Here is an 18,481-nt window from a genome sequence, read left to right on the forward strand (position 1 = left end):
GCTCTTCGAGCAGGGGGGACCCCCAGGCGGCACGGGTGGGCGATGGGGGTCCCCCCTGCTCGAACGAAGTTGAGAGCTTGGGGGAGGCACCCCGCAGCGCCGGGCTGCGCGACCCACCCCCGTTCAGCGCCATCACCGGGCACCCCACCAAGGAACCCCACATGACCGACCCCCCGGCCCCCACCCCCTACCGCATCGAAGACCTGGCCCACCACACCGGCACCACGGTGCGAACCATCCGCGCCTACCAGGACCGCGGCCTCCTCCCCCGCCCCGAACGCCGGGGCAGGGCCAACGTCTACTCCGACGTCCACGTCACCCGCCTCCGCCAGATCGCCGACCTCCTCGACCGCGGCTACACCCTGGCCTCCATCAAGGAGCTCCTGGAGGCATGGGACACCGGCCGCGGCCTGGGCGGCGTCCTCGGGCTGGTCACCGAGGTCGAGGGCCCGTGGACCGACGAGGAGCCCTCCCGGGTCTCCCGCGCGGAGCTGGACGCCCGCTTCGGCGGCACCCCCGACGACGACGCCGTGGCCGAGGCGGTCGAACTCGGCGTGCTCGAACCCGTACCCGCGGACCCCGACTCGTTCCTCGTGCCGAGCCCCCAAGAGCTGGCCGTCGCGGTCGAGTTGCACACGGCCGGAGTCCCTCTGTCCGCGATCACCGGCCACCTACGGGAGTTGAGGGTCCAGGTCGAGCACATAGCCACCCGTTTCCTGGAGTTCACGACCGAGCACGTCTTCGCCCCGTACCTGGACGACCCGCACCGTCTCACCGACGACCGGGCGGCGGAGGCGGCCTCGCTCGTACGGCGTCTGCGCCCCCTCGCGCAGCAGACCGTGGACGCCGAACTCGCCCGCGCGATGCGCCTGTTCGCCACCCGTCATCTGCGCCGGCAGCTGGGCGCGGGAGATCCACGAAAGCCGGTCGAGGAGAGCCGTCCCGTATCGATACCGGCAGAGACGATCCAGGCTGTGGAGCGGCTGGTTGGTGCCGAGCGGGCTGCCGAGTTCGTCGCGCTGGCGGCCGAACGGGAGGTGCGTGCCCGGCTCTTGGACGACCTGATGACAAGTCATGTCGCCGTGAAGGATCTTGACGAAACTCCCTGAATCGCCCACTGCTTGTCCACAACTTCGCCAATTACCCTGTGGATAACCGGACTTGGTTGTGGATCAAACCTCCGGGCGAAAATAACCTGCGTGATCCGCGTCTCTCCCGCACGCTGGTGGAGTGAGTGAAAGAGAGATGGACGAGAGGCGCACCGTGAAGGTGTCGAAGTACCTCTCGAAGCACCTGCGGCACCAGCCCGAACGGATCGGCCTCACGCTCGACGAGGGCGGCTGGGTGGAGATCGACACCCTGATCGCCGCGGCGGCCGCGCACGGATTCCGGTTCAGCCGCGCCGAGCTCGACCATGTGGTGGCCGCCAACGACAAGAAGCGGTTCGCCGTCGAGGGCACCCGGATCCGCGCCAGCCAGGGCCACAGCGTCGAGGTCGACCTCGGACTGCCCCCGGCGACCCCGCCGCCGTACCTCTACCACGGGACCGTCGCCCGCAATCTGGAGTCGATCCGCGCGGCGGGCCTCAGGCCGATGAACAGGCACGACGTACACCTCTCGGCCGACCGCGAGACCGCGACCCGGGTCGGCGCCCGGCGCGGCCGCCCCGTCGTACTGACCGTCGACGCGGCCGCCATGCACCGCGCCGGTCATGTCTTCCACATCAGCGCGAACGGCGTGTGGCTGACCAAGGCCGTACCGCCCGAGTACCTCCGCTTCGCCGAGCCGCACCGACCCCCCTTCCGCTCCGCCTCACCCCGTGGCTGAGCGGCCGCATACAGTGACCGTTTCGGCCCTGGTCGCGGGGTCCCCTTAGTCTCGAACGCATGAGTCTGCGTCTGAGCACCGTGATCCTCCCGTACCGCCGCTGGCACGAAGGCGGCCGTTCGGCCTGGACACGTGCCGAGCAGCTCGGCTTCCACACCGCCTACACCTACGACCACCTGACCTGGCGCAGCTTCCGCGACGGTCCGTGGTTCGGCGCCATACCGACGCTGACCGCCGCCGCGGCCGCCACCGACCACCTCCGCCTGGGCACGCTGGTGACCTCGCCGAACTTCCGGCACCCGGTGACCCTCGCCAAGGAGCTGATCTCGCTCGACGACATCTCCGGCGGCCGGATCACGCTGGGCATCGGCGCGGGCGGCACCGGCTTCGACGCCACGGCACTCGGCCAGGACCCGTGGAGCCCGCGCGAGCGCGCGGACCGGCTCGCCGAGTTCGTACCGCTGCTGGACCGGCTGCTCACCGAGGACTCGGTGTCGTACGAGGGCGACTTCTACTCGGCGCACGAGGCGTACAACATCCCGGGCTGTGTGCAGCGCCCCCGGCTGCCCTTCGCGGTGGCCGCCACCGGCCCCCGCGGGCTGAAGCTCGCCGCGCGGTACGGGCAGGCGTGGGTGACCACCGGCGACCCCAAGCTGTACGAGAACGGCACGCCGGAGGAGTCGGTCAAGGCGCTGCGCGGCCAGACCGAGAAGCTGGCCGACGCCTGCGCCGCGCTCGGACGGGATGTGGCCGGCCTCGACAAGATCCTGCTCACCGGCTTCACCCCGGACCGCGGGCGCCCGCTGGAGTCCCTGGACGCGTTCGTGGACTTCGCGGGCCGGCACCAGGAGCTGGGCTTCACCGAGATCGTGCTCCACTGGCCCGTGCCCGACTCGGACTTCGCCGCGGACGAGAAGGTCTTCGAGCAGATCGCCATGGAGGCGCTGGCGCAACTGGACTGACCCGGCCCGGTGCCACCCGGCCACATCGCCGTCGGCCACACGTCATCCGTGTCTCATCTGTGCGGGCTCTCGCACGGCCGTGCTGGCATATGCGCGAGAATGACCCGGTGACCTCAGCCACCGGAACGCCCGAGACCCCGGCCTCCCCCAAGCTCTCGACCGCGCTCAAGCAGGCAGGCAGCCCCGTCGTCCCGGCGCGGCTGATCGCCACCGACCTCGACGGCACCCTGCTGCGTGACGACAAGTCGGTGTCCCCGCGTACGGTCGCCGCGCTGGCGGCCGCCGAGGAGGCGGGCATCGAGGTCTTCTTCGTGACCGGCCGTCCGGCCCGCTGGATGGACGTGGTCGCCGACCACGTCCACGGCCACGGCCTGGCGATCTGCGGCAACGGCGCCGCCGTCGTCGACCTGCACGGCGGCCCCGGCACCCACCGGTTCGTGAAGGTGCGCGAACTGGCCCGACAGAACGCCCTCGACGCCGTACGCCTGCTGCGCGACGCGGCGCCCGGCACGGTGTACGCGGTCGAGCAGACGTACGGCTTCCACCAGGAACCGGCCTATCCGAAGCTGCACATGGAGATACCGGACAACCTCGCGCCCGCCGAGGAGCTCCTGGCGTCCGACGGCCCGGGTGCCGCCGAGCCGGTGCTCAAGATCCTCGCCTATCACCCGGATCTCGACCCCGACGCGTTCCTCACCCTCGCCCGCCTCGCCGTCGGCGACCGTGCGAACGTCACCCGCTCCAGCCCCAGCGCCCTGCTGGAACTCAGCGGCCCCGGCGTCTCCAAGGCCAGCACCCTCGCCCTGTGCTGCGCCGAGCGCGGCATCTCGCACGAGGAGGTCGTCGCCTTCGGGGACATGCCCAACGACGTGGAGATGCTGACCTGGGCAGGTCAGTCGTACGCGATGGGCAACGCGCACCCGGACGTGCTGGCCGCGGCGTCGGGCCGGACGGTCGCCAACAACGAGGACGGCGTGGCCGTCGTCATCGAGCAGTTGCTGACGGCCGGGGCGTAGCCTCACCGGGCCGCGGGCGGACCCGCCCGTACGGCGGGACCGCGTCAGCGCCCTCCGCCCGGCGGACCGCGTCAGCGCATTCCGACCGGCAGCTCCGCCTCGGCCTCCCGTTCCACCATGGTGCGCAGCGGCCCGTCCACGGCGGCCAGTTCGGCGTACGGTCCGTGCTGCACCACGCGTCCCTCGCCCAGCACGATCACCTCGTCCACCGCGTCGAGTCCGGCGAGACGGTGGGTGATGAGCAGCGTCGTACGGCCCTCGGTGGCTGCCAGCAGATCGGCGGTGAGCGAGTCGGCGGTGGGCAGATCCAGGTGCTCGGCGGGCTCGTCGAGCACGAGGACCGGGAAGTCGGCGAGCAGCGCGCGGGCGAGCGCCAGCCGCTGCCGCTGTCCGCCGGACAGCCGCGCGCCGTGCTCGCCGACGAGCGTGTCGAGCCCGTCGGGCAGCCCGTCCGCCCAGTCGAGCAGCCGGGCCCGCGCCAGCGCGTCCCGCAGCTCCGCCTCGGTCGCGTCCTTCTTCGCGAGCAGCAGGTTCTCGCGGACGGAGCTGTCGAAGAGGTGCGCGTCCTGGGCGCACAGCCCGACGAGCCGCCGTACGTCGTCGCCGTCCAGCGCGTATGCGTCCACACCGGCCAGCGTGTAGGAGCCCGCGCTCGGGTCGAGGAACCGCAGCAGCACCTGGGCGAGGGTCGTCTTGCCGGACCCGGACGGCCCGACCACGGCGACCCGGCGCCCTTCCTCCAGCGTCAGGTCGAGCCCGGTGAGCGCCTCCCGGTGCTGCCCGGAGTACCGGGCGGCCAGCCCCTTCACCACGACCGGGAACGGTGACGCGGGCGCCTGCCGCGGCCGCTCCGGCTCCCGTACGGGCTCGGGGGCGTCCAGGATCTCGTACACACGCTCCGCGCTCCGGCGCACCCGCTGCCGGTACCGCACGGCCACCGGCAGCCCGAGCACGGCCTCGAAGGCGGCCAGCGGGATGAGGACGACCACGGCCATCACCACCCCGTCCAGCCGGCCCCCGGCGACCGCCTGGGCGCCCAGCAGGGCGGTGGCCGCCACGGTCAGGCCGGAGATCAGCGCGGTGAGTCCGTCGCCGAGCGCGGTGGCGGTGGCGGCGCGCGAGGCGAGCCGGGTGAGGGTGCCGTCGGCCCGCCGCGCCGCGTCGGTACGGGCGGGCAGCGCGCCGGCGACCGTCAGCTCGGCGGTGCCGGTGAGCAGGTCGGTCACTCGCGTCGCGAGGTCTCCCCGGGCGGGCGCCAGCCGTCGCTCGGCACGCCGCGCCACGGCGCCGGTCAGCAGCGGTACGCCGATCCCGGCCGCGAGCAGTCCCGCCGCGAGCGCGGCTCCGGCCCCGGGCACCAGCCAGGCGGTGAACGCCACGGACCCGGCGGACACGGCCACCGCGACCCCCGCGGGCAGCAGCCAGCGCAGCCAGTAGTCCTGCAGCGCGTCCACGTCGGCGACGAGCCGGGACAGCAGGTCGCCCCTGCGGGCCGTACGGAGCCCGGCGGGCGCCAGCCGCTCCAGCCGCCGGTACACGGCGACCCGGGTGTCGGCCAGCATCCGCAGCACGGCGTCGTGCGACACCAGCCGCTCCGCGTACCGGAACACGGCCCGCCCGATCCCGAAGGCCCGGGTCGCCGTCACGGCCACCATCAGATACAGCACGGGCGGCTGCTGCGAGGCACGCGAGATGAGCCACCCGGAGGTGGCCATCAGCCCGACGGCGGAGCCGAGCGCCAGACTCCCGAGCAGCAGCGCGAGGACGAGGCGTCCGCGCCGGGGGCCGGCCAGTGCGCGGACACGGGTGAGGACCCGTCCCTCGGACTTCGTGGGGCCCGCTTCGGACCCGTCCCCGGCAGGAGCACCGGCCGGCACCTCCTCGACGGAGCGCGCGTCCAGCGACCCGGCAACGGCGGAAGCGGGGGAGGCGGTGGCCGCGGTGGCGGAGGACTCGGCCGCCGCCAGCCGCACCACGCGGTCGGCGACGCCGAGCAACGCCGGTCGGTGCACGACCAGCAGGACGGTCCGCCCCACCGCAAGCCGTCGCACCGCCGTCACGACCTCGGCCTCGGTGGCCCCGTCGAGCGCGGCCGTCGGCTCGTCCAGCAGCAGTACGGGCCGGTCGGCGAGGAACGCCCGGGCCAGCGCGAGCCGTTGCCGCTGCCCGGCGGAGAGCCCGGCACCGTCCTCGCCGAGCACGGTCCGGGCGCCCTGGGGCAACGCGTCCACGAACTCCAGAGCCCCCGCGTCGCGCAGCGCCCGCCGTATGGCTTCGTCGTCCGCGTCGGGACGCGCCAGCCGTACGTTCTCCGCGATGGTCCCGGCGTACAGGTGCGGCCGCTGCGGCACCCAGGCGATGCGCGAGCGCCACTGCTCCAGGTCGACGTCGGCCAGATCGGCTCCCCCGATCCGCACCCGGCCCTCACTGGGCCGTACGAACCCGAGCAGGACGCTCAGCAGCGTGGACTTGCCCGCACCACTCGGCCCGACCAGGGCGACGGTCTCTTCGGGTTCGACGGCGAAGGAGACATCCGTCACGGCATCCATGGACCGCCCGGGATACCGGACCGTCACGCCCTCGAAGGCAAGCGCTCCCGAGGGCACCGGCCCGGTCCCGGACTCGGGTACCGGCGTCTCCAGCACGGCGAAGATCTCCTCGGCGGCGGCAAGTCCCTCCGCCGCCGCGTGGTACTGCGCCCCCACCTGGCGCAGCGGCAGATACGCCTCGGGCGCCAGCACCAGGATGAGCAGCCCGGTGTACAGGTCCATGTCGCCATGAACGAGTCGCATGCCGATCGTCACCGCGACCAGCGCCACCGACAGCGTCGCGAGCAGCTCCAGCGCGAAGGAGGAGAGGAACGCGATCCGCAGGGTCCGCATGGTCGCCTGGCGGTACTCACCGGTGATACGGCGGATGGAGTCGGCCTGCGCCTTGGCGCGCCCGAACACCTTCAGGGTGGGCAGCCCGGCGACGACGTCCAGGAAGTGCCCCGAGAGCCGGGACAGCAGCCGCCACTGACGGTCCATCCGGGACTGGGTGGCCCAGCCGATCAGCGCCATGAAGAGCGGGATGAGCGGCAGGGTGCCGACGATGATCGCCGCCGACATCCAATCCTCGGTGACGATCCGTGCCAGCACCGCGGCCGGTACGACCACCGCGAGCCCCAGCTGCGGCAGATAGCGGGAGAAGTAGTCGTCGAGGGCGTCGACACCACGCGTGGCAAGGGTGACCAGGGAACCGGTCCGCTGTCCGCTCAGCCATCCGGGGCCCAGTGTCGCGGCGCGCTCCAGGAGCCGTCCGCGCAGCTCGGACTTGACTGCCGCGCTCGCCCGGTGCGCGGCGAGCTCGGTGAGCCAGGAGACCAGCGCACGGCCGCCGGCGACGGCCACCAACAACACCAGGGAGGTGCGCAGTTCATTCGCCGACTGGCCGTGCTGGAAGGCACCGACCACCACTTCGGCGATGAGCATGGCCTGGGCGATGACGAGTCCGGCGCCGAGGGCACCCAGGGCGACGACCGCCGCCAGGAAAAGTCGCGTGGCGCGGGCGTAGCGCAGAAGACGCGGATCGATTGGTTTCACGTGAAACATGCCCTTCGGCCCGAGGAGGGGTGTTTCACGTGAAACATGGTGAACACCCCTCCTGCCAGACTCAATGCGCGGGTTCGGCGATGTGCTGCGTGCCGATCCGCTTGCGGAACACCCAGTACGTCCAGCCCTGGTAGAGCAGCACGATCGGCGTGGCGATCCCTGCGCACCAGGTCATGATCTTCAGGGTGTACGGGCTCGACGAGGCATTGGTGACCGTGAGGCTCCAGTCACCGTTGAGCGACGACGGCATGACATTCGGGAAGAGCGACAGGAAGAGCATCGCCACGGCGGCCACGATCGTGACGCCGGACAGCGCGAACGACCATCCCTCGCGGCCCGCCTGGTTGGCCACCAGGGCGGCGACCAGTGCGACGACCGCCACGATCATGGCCGCCAGGCTCTTGCCGTCACCGCTGTCGACCTGCGTCCACAGCAGGAAGATCACTGCCAGCACAGCCGTGACGAGGCCGACCCTCAGCGCGAGCTTCCGCGCCCGCTCCCGGATGTCCCCGACCGTCTTGAGCGCGGTGAACACCGCACCGTGGAAGGTGAACAGCGTCAGCGTCACCAGGCCGCCGAGAAGCGCGTACGGGTTCAGCAGATCCCACACGCTGCCGACGTACTCGGCATGCTCGTCGATCTTCACGCCCCGCACGATGTTGCCGAAGGCCACACCCCACAGGAGGGCGGGGATCAGCGAGCACCAGAAGATCGCGTTCTCCCAATTGCGCTGCCAGTTCTCCTCGGGCCGCTTGGCCCGGTACTCGAACGCGACGCCCCGGACGATCAGACTGACCAGGATGACCAGCAGCGGCAGATAGAAGCCGGAGAAGAGCGTGGCGTACCACTCGGGGAAGGCGGCGAAGGTCGCGCCGCCGGCCGTGAGCAGCCACACCTCGTTACCGTCCCAGACAGGGCCGATGGTGTTGATCAGCACCCGCTTCTCGGCCCGGTTCCGGGCGAGAAGCTTGGTGAGGATGCCGACCCCGAAGTCAAAACCCTCCAGGAAGAAGTAGCCGATCCACAGGACGGCGATCAGTACGAACCAGACGTCGTGAAGTTCCATGACTGCAGCTCCCTCGGCCTAGTACGAGAAGGCCATCGGCTTGTCGGCGTCACGGGCCTCGCCGCCGATCTTCGTGGGCGGGTTGAGGTCGGCCTCGGTGAGTTCGGGCGGGCCGGCCTTGACGTACTTCACCAGCAGCTTGACCTCGATCACGGCGAGGATCGCGTACAGCAGGGTGAAGACGGTCATCGAGGTGAGGACCTCGGCCTGGGAGACACCGGGGGAGACCGCGTGGCGGGTCTGCAGGACGCCGTAGACGACCCAGGGCTGGCGGCCCATCTCGGTGAAGATCCAGCCCCAGGAGTTGGCGATCAGCGGGAAGGCCAGGGTCCAGATCGCGATGCGCCAGGACCAGGTGGTGAGCTTCGGGCCGAAAGCCTTGTTCTTGAGCAGGACCAGATGCGGCACTTCGTCGTCGCTCACCCGCAGGTGCTGCGGCAGCATGAACCTCTTCCGAGTCAGCCAGAGTCCGGCCAGACCGATGGCGAAGGACGCCATGCCGAAGCCGATCATCCAGCGGAACGCCCAGAAGGTGACGGGGATGTTCGGCCGGTAGTCACCGGGCCCGAACTTCTGCTGCTCGGCCTTGTTGACGTCGTTGATGCCGGGCACATAGGAGCTGAAGTCGTCGTTCGCGAGGAAGGACAGCACGCCCGGCACCTCTATCGCGACCGTGTTGTGGCCCTTCTCCACATCGCCGTACGCGAAGATCGAGAACGGTGCGGAGTCCTGGCCGTCCCACAGGGCCTCGGCGGCGGCCATCTTCATCGGCTGCTGCTTGAACATGACCTTGCCGAGGGTGTCGCCGCTGACCGCGGTGAGCAGACCGGCGATGACCACGGTGATCAGACCTAGCCGCAGCGAGGTCTTCATCTCTGCGATGTGCTTCTTGCGGGACAGGTGGTAGGCGGCGATGCCGACCATGAAGGCGCCGCCGGTCAGGAAGGCCGCGGCGAGCGTGTGGAAGGCCTGGGCCAGCGCGGTGTTCTGGGTCAGCACGTGCCAGAAGTCGGTGAGCTCCGCACGCCCCTTCGCCTTGTTGATCCGGTAGCCGACGGGGTGCTGCATCCATGAGTTGGCCGCGAGGATGAAGTACGCCGACAGGAACGTGCCGATCGAGACCATCCAGATGCAGGCTAGGTGGATCTTCTTGGGCAGCTTGTCCCAGCCGAAGATCCACAGACCTATGAAGGTGGACTCGAAGAAGAAGGCGATCAGGGCCTCGAAGGCAAGCGGTGCGCCGAAGATGTCGCCGACGAAGCGTGAGTAGTCGGACCAGTTCATGCCGAACTGGAACTCCTGCACGATGCCGGTGACGACGCCCATCGCGATGTTGATCAGGAAAAGCTTGCCCCAGAACTTGGTCGCTCTGAGGTACTTCTCCTTTTCCGTGCGCACCCACGCCGTCTGCAGACCGGCCGTGAGGGCCGCCAGCGAGATCGTCAAGGGCACGAACAGGAAGTGGTAGACGGTGGTGATGCCGAACTGCCAACGCGCCAGTGTCTCCGGCGCCAAAGCCAAGTCCACGTCGACAATCTCCTTACATGCCGTGGTCAAGCGGCAGTTTGCCCCTTATGTCACACACAACGGCGGAGCAACCGGGACACGCTTGTGAACGCGTTCACATTCACAAGCAATTATGACGCATGGCCGTTCGATGTCGGAGGGGTGGGGGGTCCTAAGCACGATCCGGCGGACCCTGGCCGAAAAGGGCCGGTGGGCCCATGGCGCACAGGGGCTTCCCCTGCTGATTCAACAGAACGTTGCATCCGAGGCGGGCGGTGTGGCAGATACGGATCTTCTGGCCCGCGGCTCACCTCAGGGTGACGCTTGATGGCGTCTCCGTTCCACGTGAAACGGACGCCCACCGGATCGTCGCGCCGGCACGATCGCGTTCTGGCCGGAGGGCGAGGCTCTCGCCCTCCCCTACGGCCTCACACCGATCTCGCGAGGCGACGAGTGCCGCCTCGCGAGCCTGTGCAACGTCCGGGCCTTCTCAGAGCTCCTTGCGGAACGCCTCCGCCACCTTCACGAAGATGTCGTTCGCCTCGTGCTCCCCGACCGTCACCCGCACACCCTCGCCGAGGAACGGCCGGACCACGACGCCGTGCTGTTCACAGGCAGCCGCGAAGGCGGCCGTGTCCTCTCCCAGCCGCAGCCAGACGAAGTTGGCCTGGGTCTCGGGCACCGTCCAGCCCTGGGCGCGCAGCGCGTCGACCACACGCTGACGCTCGCACACCAGCGAACCGACCCGGCCGAGCAGTTCGTCCTCGGCGCGCAGCGAGGCGATCGCCGCCTCCTGCGCGAGCTGGCTCACACCGAACGGCACGGCCGTCTTGCGCAGCGCCGCCGCCACCGGCTCATGCGCGATCGCGAACCCGACGCGCAGCCCGGCGAGTCCATAGGCCTTCGAGAAGGTGCGCAGGACACAGACGTTCGGCCGGCTGCGGTAGAGCTCCGCGCCGTCCGGCACTTCCGGGTCACGGATGAACTCCCGGTAGGCCTCGTCCAGCACCACCAGTACATCTCGGGGCACCCGGTCGAGGAAGCGCTCCAGCTCGGCCCGCCGTACGACCGTGCCGGTCGGGTTGTTGGGGTTGCAGACGAAAATCAGCCGCGTCCGGTCGGTGATCGCGTCCGCCATCGCGTCCAGGTCGTGCACATCGCCCGGCGTGAGCGGCACCTGCACCGATCGTGCACCGCTGATCTGCGTGATGATCGGGTACGCCTCGAAGGACCGCCAGGCGTAGATGACCTCGTCACCGGGGCCACTGGTGGCCTGGATCAGCTGCTGGGCGACGCCGACCGAGCCGGTGCCGGTGGCCAGATGGGAGAGCGGGACGTCGAAGCGCTCCGACAGCTCGTCCATCAGCCCGCCGCACGCCATGTCCGGGTAGCGGTTGAAGTTCGCGGCGGCCGCGGTCACCGACTCCATGACCCCGGGCAGCGGAGGGTAGGGGTTCTCGTTGGAGGACAGCTTGTAGGCGACCGGGCCGTCGGCCGCGGCGGGCTTGCCCGGCTTGTAGGTGGGGATACCCTCCAGCTCGGCGCGCAGCTTCGGGCTCGTCTCGCTCACCGCAGTCCTCCTCGCGACCCCCGGCGGACCGTCCGCGCCGCCGACTTCCAATACTGCTCACCTTATGAGGATTCGGCGCTCCTGCGTACAGGTGCGGAGCGACAGGAAACAGTGAAGCGAAAACCACATCAGCCCCACCCGCATCAGGGGCATCACCGCATGAAGATGTACGAAACGGGGGGCGCGTCGCACATATATCTACGCGCCGGTGGCTCACGCCGTGGCGCGCATCGCTCGTCAAGGTGAGTTGAGACCTCTTCGAAACATCGGGCCCTTGGCAGGCCCATGCGCGCCGACAAGTCACGTCCTGCCATTAGATCGTTCAACTGACTTTCTTTCTAAGGCAGTTGACCCCTTATGACCATGCAGAAACGTGCCTGTCAACGCGTGCATATGCGTCCGCACTACCCCACCGCCTGAGCCCTACTATCGGCTCGCCATGACAGCAGCAGGGAAGCACCAGGTGAGCCGCGCGGAAACCTCACGTCGAGGCAGTCGGCCGGGCCGAGCAGGCATCAGAGACGTCGCCGCCGCCGCCGGGGTCTCCATCACGACCGTGTCCGACGCCCTCAACGGCAAGGGCCGGCTCCCGGACGCCACCCGGCGCCATGTCCGCGAGGTCGCCGACCGGCTGGGGTACCGCCCCTCGGCCGCCGCCCGCACACTCCGTACCGGCAAGTCGGGGCTCATCGGCCTGACCGTGACGACGTACGGGGATGAACCTTTCACCTTCACCGAGTTCGCGTACTTCGCCGAAATGGCTCGCGCCGCGACCTCGGCCGCACTCGCCCGCGGCTATGCCCTGGTGATCCTGCCCGCGACCTCGCGCCACGACGTCTGGTCGAACGTCGCCCTGGACGGCACGGTCGTCATCGACCCCTCCGACCAGGACCCGGTGGTCAGCGAGCTGGTCCGGCAGGGCCTGCCGGTCGTCTCCGACGGCCGCCCGGCCGGTTCGCTCCCGGTCACGGCATGGGTCGACAACGATCACGAGGCCGCCGTACTCGGCATCCTCGACCATCTCGCCGACGCGGGCGCCCGCCGGATCGGCCTGCTCACGGGGACGACGACGGACACGTACACCCGTCTGTCGACCACCGCGTATCTGCACTGGTGCGAACGGGTCGGCCAGGACCCGGTGTACGAGGCCTACCCGGCGCACGACCCGTGTGCCGGCGCCGTCGCCGCCGACCGGCTGCTGGCCCGCCCCGACCGCCCCGACGCCGTCTACGGCCTCTTCGACCCCAACGGCACCGACCTGCTGGCCGCCGCCCGCCGCTACGGCCTGCGCGTCCCGGACGATCTGCTGCTGGTGTGCTGCAGCGAGTCCACGGTGTACGCCAACACCGAGCCGCCCATCACCACGCTCTCCCTGAAGCCCCGGCGCATCGGCACGGCCGTGGTCCAGCTCCTCATCGACGCCATCGAGGGAGTCGAGTCCGAGCACCCGGTCGAGCAGGTGATACCGACCGAACTGATCGTGCGCACATCGTCCCAGCGCCGTTCGCCGCGGACGACGGTCAGCCCGCCGCGGGTGCCGGAGGAGAAATAGCACCACCGGGCCGACGGGCCGGGCTCGCGGAAGCCCGGCCGGACCGTCGGGAGGGGGCAGCGGCAACGGGGGCCGACGGTCACGAGTGCATCACACCTTCGGGGCCCGGCTCGACAGCCGCCCACGGGGACTCATCGCCGCGACGGCAGCCGCCGTCCGCATCACAACAGCGGGTCGTCGGGGTGCAACAGCGGGTCGTCAGCCTGACGCCAGGAGGTCGTCCGCTCGGTGCCGGCGGTTCCTCAGGCGGCCATCGGAAGGTGAAAGCCCTGCCCAAACGGGGCGAAAGCCGCGTTGAACTGGCGTCTTGCTCCGATTCACCACCCCTGGGTCATCACATGGCGCGATCCGCATTCCTATGATGGGCCCACGACACCGCGGGCCGCTGCGACCAGGCAGTCCGAACCGGTGCAGATGCGGCGCGATGGTGGAGGGGTCTGATGACTCAGGGGGCCGGTCAGGGACCCGAAGTGGAGCGGACGGCGACGTTGCGCGACTTCCGGGTACCCGGGTACGTCCATGAGACCGGTCCGTATGCCCACAGCACCCACCCCGGCAACACCGTCGCCCCCGTGGACGAGGGCTACCCGGAGGGGTACACACCGACCCAGCGCGACCTGCCCGTCATCAACCGGGGCGACACGCTCCAGGTGCCCGTCGAACCGGCGGCCGCACCGGCCCCGCGGCAGACCACCGGCACGGGCCCGCTGTATGTCGTCGGGGACGTGCACGGCTATCTCGACGACCTGATCGCCGCCCTCCGGGAGAAGGGCCTGATCGACTCGGCCGGTCAGTGGTGCGCGGGCACCGCCCGGCTGTGGTTCCTCGGTGACTTCACCGACCGCGGCCCGGACGGCATCGGCGTCATCGACCTGGTGATGCGGCTGTCCGCCGAGGCCGCCGCGGCCGGCGGCTACTGCAAGGCGCTCATGGGCAACCACGAACTCCTGCTGCTCGGCGCCAAGCGGTTCGGCGACACCCCCGTCAACTCCGGCGCGGGCACCGCCACCTTCCAGGCCGCCTGGCTGCTCAACGGCGGCCAGAAGACCGACATGGACCGCCTCCAGGACCACCATCTGCAGTGGATGGCCCGCCTCGACGCCGTCGAGGAGGTCGACGGCTATCTGCTCGTCCACTCCGACACCACCGCCTACCTGGACTACGGCGACTCGATCGAGGCGGTCAACGACACCGTCCGTGAGACGCTCACGCGCAACGACGCGGACGAATGCTGGGACCTGTTCCGCAAGTTCACCAAGCGCTTCTCCTTCCGTGACGAGGGCGGCGCCGACGCCGTGCGCTCCCTCCTCGATACGTACGGCGGTACGCGCATCGTTCACGGTCACAGCCCCATTCCGTACCTGCTGGGCGAGGTCGGGTCGGAGGACGGCGAGGAGGATGCCGGTCCCGTGGTCGAAGGACCGCACGTCTACGCCGAGGGCCTGGCCATCGCCATGGACGGTGGTGTGACCATGGCCGGAAAGCTGCTGGTCCAGCAACTTCCCCTGGATAACTGAGCGTTCCACGGGCAAGCGTCCCCCGACGGCGTACATGCAGGCCAGCACCCAATTTCCGGCAACCCCCTGTCACCGCGTGCCGTCGCGGCTCTACCATCGGCTTATCCGTAGCAGGCTCCCCTCCGTTTCTGCCCGACGGCTCGCCGGCGTGCGAGCCCCAAGCCCTACGGAGCATCGGGGGATGCACATGAACAGCGTTCCGCAGCACCTGCACAGCGAGGACCGCCAGGAATACGAGCGGATCCTCGATGAGGCGCTGCGCTCCGCACCACACCGCCCGGAACTGGCCGCTGTGGGACAGCGGCTGAACACCGAACAGCTGCGCACCATGGCGCTGAACGCCACCACGCTCATCACCGCGGCCGCGGCGACCGAGTACCAGCACTATGTGAAGGTCCGCGAGGAACTGCGCCAGCCGGCGCCGTCCACCCCGTCGTCCAGCGGTGAATCCGGCTCCGGTGAGCCGGGGGTCACGGGCGCGATGGGGCTCGCCACCACCCTCGGCGAGGCCGCCGAGACCACCGGCGCGGGCGCCGTCGCCGTCGTCGCGGTCCTCGCCCCCGTCCTCGCCGGAACCGCCGCGGCGATATTCCTGCTGGTCGGCTACATACTGAAGATGCTGGACCCCGAGCCGGCATTCGCTCAGACCATGCTGACGGCGGGCTGGATGTTCGGCGCCATGACCGCGGCCGCGATCCTCGTCGCCGCGGTCGGGCTGCTGCTCACCGCCCTGCGCAACAGCCCCTCGCTGGACGCCGGAGCCTACGGCGAGGCGAACGGAGAGGTGGCCCGGGCCAGGGAAGCCTGGCGAGAAGCCCTGCTGGAGCGGGGCGTCCTCCCCTTCCTGCAGGAAGCCCTCGCCAACCCCGGCACGACCGCACTGCAGCGCACGACCCCGCCGGCGCCGACCAGCCGCATGCCGCGCCTCGGCTACGACCGCCCGGGCTTCAGCAGCCCCGACGACGGCGGCACCCCGGGCCCACGCCCGAGCTTCACCAGCCCGGACTACACGAGCCCGGACTTCGGGGGCCCGGAACACCAGCCGGAATAGCCCCGGCTTGCGCCCCCGACGGGGCGCAAGCCGGGCAACCGGCAACGGAGTGACCGCCGGATCAGTCGGCGATCGGCAGATACACCCGATTCCCCGCGGCCGCGAACTCCTTCGACTTCTGAGCCATGCCCTCCTCGATCTCCATCCGGCTGGTACCGCAAGGCCTCTGCCTTGGGGCCTTAACGATCTTGACCCGGCCTCTGTCCGTTGTGGAGGATCGTTCTTGGGGGTGGCCCGCGATGCGGATGAGGGTAATCAGACGGCCCGCGTATGTGTGGCTGCCAGTGACCAGCGCGATCGCGAGCTACGCCTGCGCCGCTCTGCTCATCGGGCCGCTGCACGTCGAACCGCAAGCGGCGTTCCTGCTCGGCGGAATGTCGATCTTCTTCTGGGCGCTTGGGTGGGACTCCGCGATCCGCAGTACCGCCGACCGCGTGTCCATCACCAACTTCCTCGTTACTTCGACCGTTGCTTGGAACGAGGTCGCGCGGGTGACGGCCGACGACGGCCTGATCATCGCTCTGCGAGACGGGCGCACTATCGGCTCGGTCGCCTTCGGCAGTTCACTGATGGGCGCTTTTACCGGATACCGGACCCACCAAAGAGCCCTTCGGCTGCTTGGGGAGGCGCACCGTACCGCGTCCCAGGCGCGCCCCGGCAAGAGCAACGGCCCGGTCCAGCTCGACGTGACGTTCGAGTGGAGGCGCCTCCTCTGCGCCCTCGTAGCTGTCTACGGCCCGCTCCTCGTCATCTGGGCACTGTCAAGGTAAGCGTGCCCGGCGCTGCCCCCCATTGAAGGACAGCGCCTGAACGCACATCAATCCGCAAGCGGCAGGTACACCCGGTTCCCGCCGGCCGCGAACTCCTTCGACTTCTGGAGCATCCCCTCCGCGACCTCCTCCGGCGACGCCCCCTCAGCCGCCCCGCCACCGAATCGCTCTGTGATGGATTGGCTGATTTTCATCGAGCAGAACTTCGGCCCGCACATCGAGCAGAAGTGAGCGGTCTTGGCCGGCTCCGCCGGCAGGGTCTCGTCGTGGAACTCCCGTGCCGTGTCCGGGTCCAGGGCGAGGTTGAACTGGTCCTCCCACCGGAACTCGAAGCGCGCGTCGGACAGAGCGTCGTCCCACTCCTGCGCACCAGGGTGCCCCTTGGCGAGGTCGGCTGCGTGGGCGGCGATCTTGTAGGTGATGACGCCGGTCTTGACGTCGTCACGGTTGGGCAGGCCCAAGTGCTCCTTGGGCGTGACATAGCAGAGCATGGCCGTGCCCCACCAGGCGATCATCGCGGCACCGATGCCGGAGGTGATGTGGTCGTACGCCGGCGCGACGTCCGTCGTCAGCGGGCCGAGCGTATAGAACGGAGCTTCATCGCAGATCTCCTGCTGAAGGTCGATGTTCTCCTTGATCTTGTGCATCGGGACGTGTCCCGGCCCCTCGATCATGGTCTGAACATCAAAACGCTTGGCGATCCGGTTGAGTTCCCCGAGCGTTCGGAGTTCCGCGAATTGCGCCTCGTCGTTGGCGTCGGCGATCGAACCCGGCCGAAGGCCGTCGCCCAGCGAGTACGTGACGTCGTAGGCGGCGAGGATCTCGCAGAGTTCCTCGAAGTTCTCGTACAGGAACGACTCCTTGTGGTGCGCGAGGCACCAGGCCGCCATGATCGAGCCGCCGCGCGAGACGATGCCGGTCTTGCGGTTCGCCGTGAGCGGGACGTACGGCAGGCGGACGCCCGCGTGGACCGTCATGTAGTCCACGCCCTGCTCGGCCTGCTCGATGACCGTGTCCTTGTAGATCTCCCAGGTCAGTTCCTCGGCCCTGCCGTCGACCTTCTCCAGGGCCTGATAGAGCGGCACCGTGCCGATGGGGACGGGGGAGTTGCGCAGCACCCACTCGCGGGTGGTGTGGATGTTGCGGCCGGTGGACAGGTCCATGACCGTGTCGGCGCCCCAGCGGGTCGCCCAGGTCATCTTCTCGACCTCCTCCTCGATGGAGGACGTCACCGCGGAGTTGCCGATGTTGGCGTTGACCTTCACCAGGAACCGCTTGCCGATGATCATCGGCTCGATCTCCGGGTGGTTGACGTTGGCGGGCAGCACGGCCCGGCCTGCCGCGATCTCCTCACGGACGACCTCGGGAGCAACGTTCTCCCGCACGGCCACGAACTCCATCTCCGGCGTGATCTCCCCCCGGCGCGCATACGCGAGCTGGGTGACCGCCGTGCCGGCACGGCCGCGGCGCGGCAGACGCGGGCGTCCGGGGAAGACCGCGTCGAGGTTGCGCAGACCGCCGCGGGGAGAAGTGTGCTTGACCCCGTCGTCCTCGGGACGGACGGGACGGCCCGCGTACTCCTCGGTGTCACCACGGGCGATGATCCAGTTCTCCCGCAGCGGCGGTAGGCCCCTGCGGACGTCCGTCTCGACGAGCGGATCGGTGTACGGGCCGGAGGTGTCGTACAGCGTGACCGACTGCCCGTTGGTGAGGTGCACCTGACGAACCGGCACACGTACATCGGAGCGTGAGCCCTCGACATACCCCTTGTGCCAGCCGATGGACTTCCCGGCCTCACCCTGGGCAGGGTTCTGCATGGAGGCAGGCGTGCGTGCGTCCTTGTTGGTCATGAGACCTACTCCCTACGCCGGCATTACCCGGTAACAGGTTCAGCGGTCGACGCAGCGGTTTCCGTCTCGGCCGGCGTTTCATGTGAAACATCACTCTGTTCCACGTGAAACATCGCAAATACGGAGGTCAGCGCCCTCTCAGCCCGGTGCTCCGAGCTCCCGCGTGTGCAAAGGTGCCTCCACGCTAGCGTCAATTCGGCC

At 69.7% G+C, this 18,481-nt stretch carries 13 protein-coding genes, 1 pseudogene and 1 riboswitch; of the genes and pseudogenes, 9 read left to right on the forward strand and 5 right to left on the reverse strand.

The features are described 5' to 3' along the window. Positions 1 to 161 precede the first annotated feature (161 nt). The 4 genes from AB0I54_RS13265 (at position 162) to AB0I54_RS13280 (ending at position 3,805) form a co-directional block, all read left to right on the forward strand. On the forward strand, positions 162 to 1,109 hold the full coding sequence (locus tag AB0I54_RS13265; protein WP_363296089.1) for a MerR family transcriptional regulator: 948 nt from the start codon (positions 162 to 164) through the stop codon (positions 1,107 to 1,109). A gap of 136 nt (positions 1,110 to 1,245) precedes the next feature. Continuing rightward, complete coding sequence (locus AB0I54_RS13270) at positions 1,246 to 1,827, forward strand: RNA 2'-phosphotransferase (RefSeq protein WP_363296509.1); 582 nt, start codon at positions 1,246 to 1,248, stop codon at positions 1,825 to 1,827. A 59-nt stretch (positions 1,828 to 1,886) separates the two neighbouring features. Further along, the gene (locus tag AB0I54_RS13275; protein WP_363296090.1) at positions 1,887 to 2,789 is read left to right on the forward strand and encodes an LLM class flavin-dependent oxidoreductase; all 903 of its coding nucleotides are present in this window, start codon (positions 1,887 to 1,889) and stop codon (positions 2,787 to 2,789) included. An 89-nt stretch (positions 2,790 to 2,878) separates the two neighbouring features. Further along, positions 2,879 to 3,805, forward strand: coding sequence for an HAD-IIB family hydrolase (locus tag AB0I54_RS13280; protein WP_363296091.1), 927 nt, complete (start codon positions 2,879 to 2,881; stop codon positions 3,803 to 3,805). 71 nt (positions 3,806 to 3,876) lie between these two features. Here AB0I54_RS13280 and cydD read toward each other — a convergent pair whose 3' ends face one another. The 3 genes from cydD to AB0I54_RS13295 form a co-directional block, all read right to left on the reverse strand. Continuing rightward, positions 3,877 to 7,398: a thiol reductant ABC exporter subunit CydD gene (gene cydD, locus AB0I54_RS13285; RefSeq protein ID WP_363296092.1), complete on the reverse strand. Its 3,522-nt coding sequence runs from the start codon at positions 7,396 to 7,398 to the stop codon at positions 3,877 to 3,879. 61 nt (positions 7,399 to 7,459) lie between these two features. Next, entirely contained in the window at positions 7,460 to 8,464 is a 1,005-nt protein-coding gene (gene cydB / locus AB0I54_RS13290) for a cytochrome d ubiquinol oxidase subunit II (RefSeq protein ID WP_363296093.1), read from the reverse strand. A gap of 18 nt (positions 8,465 to 8,482) precedes the next feature. Continuing rightward, the gene (locus tag AB0I54_RS13295) at positions 8,483 to 9,991 is read right to left on the reverse strand and encodes a cytochrome ubiquinol oxidase subunit I (protein WP_363296094.1); all 1,509 of its coding nucleotides are present in this window, start codon (positions 9,989 to 9,991) and stop codon (positions 8,483 to 8,485) included. A 361-nt stretch (positions 9,992 to 10,352) separates the two neighbouring features. On the opposite strand from AB0I54_RS13295, the pseudogene AB0I54_RS13300 reads away from it, so the two are divergent. Further along, a pseudogene (locus AB0I54_RS13300) lies at positions 10,353 to 10,400 on the forward strand (hypothetical protein); the annotation flags it as partial. Between the two features lie 60 nt (positions 10,401 to 10,460). Here AB0I54_RS13300 and hisC read toward each other — a convergent pair. Further along, complete coding sequence (gene hisC / locus AB0I54_RS13305; protein WP_363296095.1) at positions 10,461 to 11,540, reverse strand: histidinol-phosphate transaminase; 1,080 nt, start codon at positions 11,538 to 11,540, stop codon at positions 10,461 to 10,463. A 439-nt stretch (positions 11,541 to 11,979) separates the two neighbouring features. Between hisC and AB0I54_RS13310 the strand changes: the two genes are divergently transcribed. The 4 genes from AB0I54_RS13310 to AB0I54_RS13325 all read left to right on the forward strand — a co-directional run bounded on the left by AB0I54_RS13310 (position 11,980) and on the right by AB0I54_RS13325 (position 16,430). After that, positions 11,980 to 13,092, forward strand: coding sequence for a LacI family DNA-binding transcriptional regulator (locus AB0I54_RS13310; RefSeq protein ID WP_363296096.1), 1,113 nt, complete (start codon positions 11,980 to 11,982; stop codon positions 13,090 to 13,092). 440 nt (positions 13,093 to 13,532) lie between these two features. After that, the gene (locus AB0I54_RS13315) at positions 13,533 to 14,609 is read left to right on the forward strand and encodes a metallophosphoesterase (protein ID WP_363296097.1); all 1,077 of its coding nucleotides are present in this window, start codon (positions 13,533 to 13,535) and stop codon (positions 14,607 to 14,609) included. A 181-nt stretch (positions 14,610 to 14,790) separates the two neighbouring features. After that, entirely contained in the window at positions 14,791 to 15,660 is an 870-nt protein-coding gene (locus AB0I54_RS13320) for a hypothetical protein (protein WP_363296098.1), read from the forward strand. 284 nt (positions 15,661 to 15,944) lie between these two features. Then, positions 15,945 to 16,430, forward strand: coding sequence for a hypothetical protein (locus AB0I54_RS13325; RefSeq protein WP_363296099.1), 486 nt, complete (start codon positions 15,945 to 15,947; stop codon positions 16,428 to 16,430). A gap of 47 nt (positions 16,431 to 16,477) precedes the next feature. On the opposite strand, the gene thiC is transcribed toward AB0I54_RS13325, so the two are convergent. After that, complete coding sequence (gene thiC, locus AB0I54_RS13330) at positions 16,478 to 18,280, reverse strand: phosphomethylpyrimidine synthase ThiC (RefSeq protein WP_363296100.1); 1,803 nt, start codon at positions 18,278 to 18,280, stop codon at positions 16,478 to 16,480. Beyond that, positions 18,273 to 18,453, reverse strand: a riboswitch (TPP riboswitch). (Overlaps the previous gene by 8 nt.) Positions 18,454 to 18,481 lie beyond the last annotated feature (28 nt).

The sequence above is a fragment of the Streptomyces sp. NPDC050625 genome (assembly GCF_040654755.1).
In the GTDB taxonomy this organism is placed as follows: Bacteria; Actinomycetota; Actinomycetes; order Streptomycetales; family Streptomycetaceae; genus Streptomyces.

Coding starts and splice junctions, on each gene's coding strand:
- cydB (WP_363296093.1), bottom strand. CDS start 8,464: ATGGAACTTCACGACGTCTGGTTCGTACTGATCGCCGTCCTGTGGATC.
- AB0I54_RS13280 (WP_363296091.1), top strand. CDS start 2,879: ATGCGCGAGAATGACCCGGTGACCTCAGCCACCGGAACGCCCGAGACC.
- cydD (WP_363296092.1), bottom strand. CDS start 7,398: ATGTTTCACGTGAAACCAATCGATCCGCGTCTTCTGCGCTACGCCCGC.
- AB0I54_RS13315 (WP_363296097.1), top strand. CDS start 13,533: ATGACTCAGGGGGCCGGTCAGGGACCCGAAGTGGAGCGGACGGCGACG.
- AB0I54_RS13270 (WP_363296509.1), top strand. CDS start 1,246: ATGGACGAGAGGCGCACCGTGAAGGTGTCGAAGTACCTCTCGAAGCAC.
- thiC (WP_363296100.1), bottom strand. CDS start 18,280: ATGACCAACAAGGACGCACGCACGCCTGCCTCCATGCAGAACCCTGCC.
- AB0I54_RS13310 (WP_363296096.1), top strand. CDS start 11,980: ATGACAGCAGCAGGGAAGCACCAGGTGAGCCGCGCGGAAACCTCACGT.
- AB0I54_RS13320 (WP_363296098.1), top strand. CDS start 14,791: ATGCACATGAACAGCGTTCCGCAGCACCTGCACAGCGAGGACCGCCAG.
- AB0I54_RS13265 (WP_363296089.1), top strand. CDS start 162: ATGACCGACCCCCCGGCCCCCACCCCCTACCGCATCGAAGACCTGGCC.
- AB0I54_RS13275 (WP_363296090.1), top strand. CDS start 1,887: ATGAGTCTGCGTCTGAGCACCGTGATCCTCCCGTACCGCCGCTGGCAC.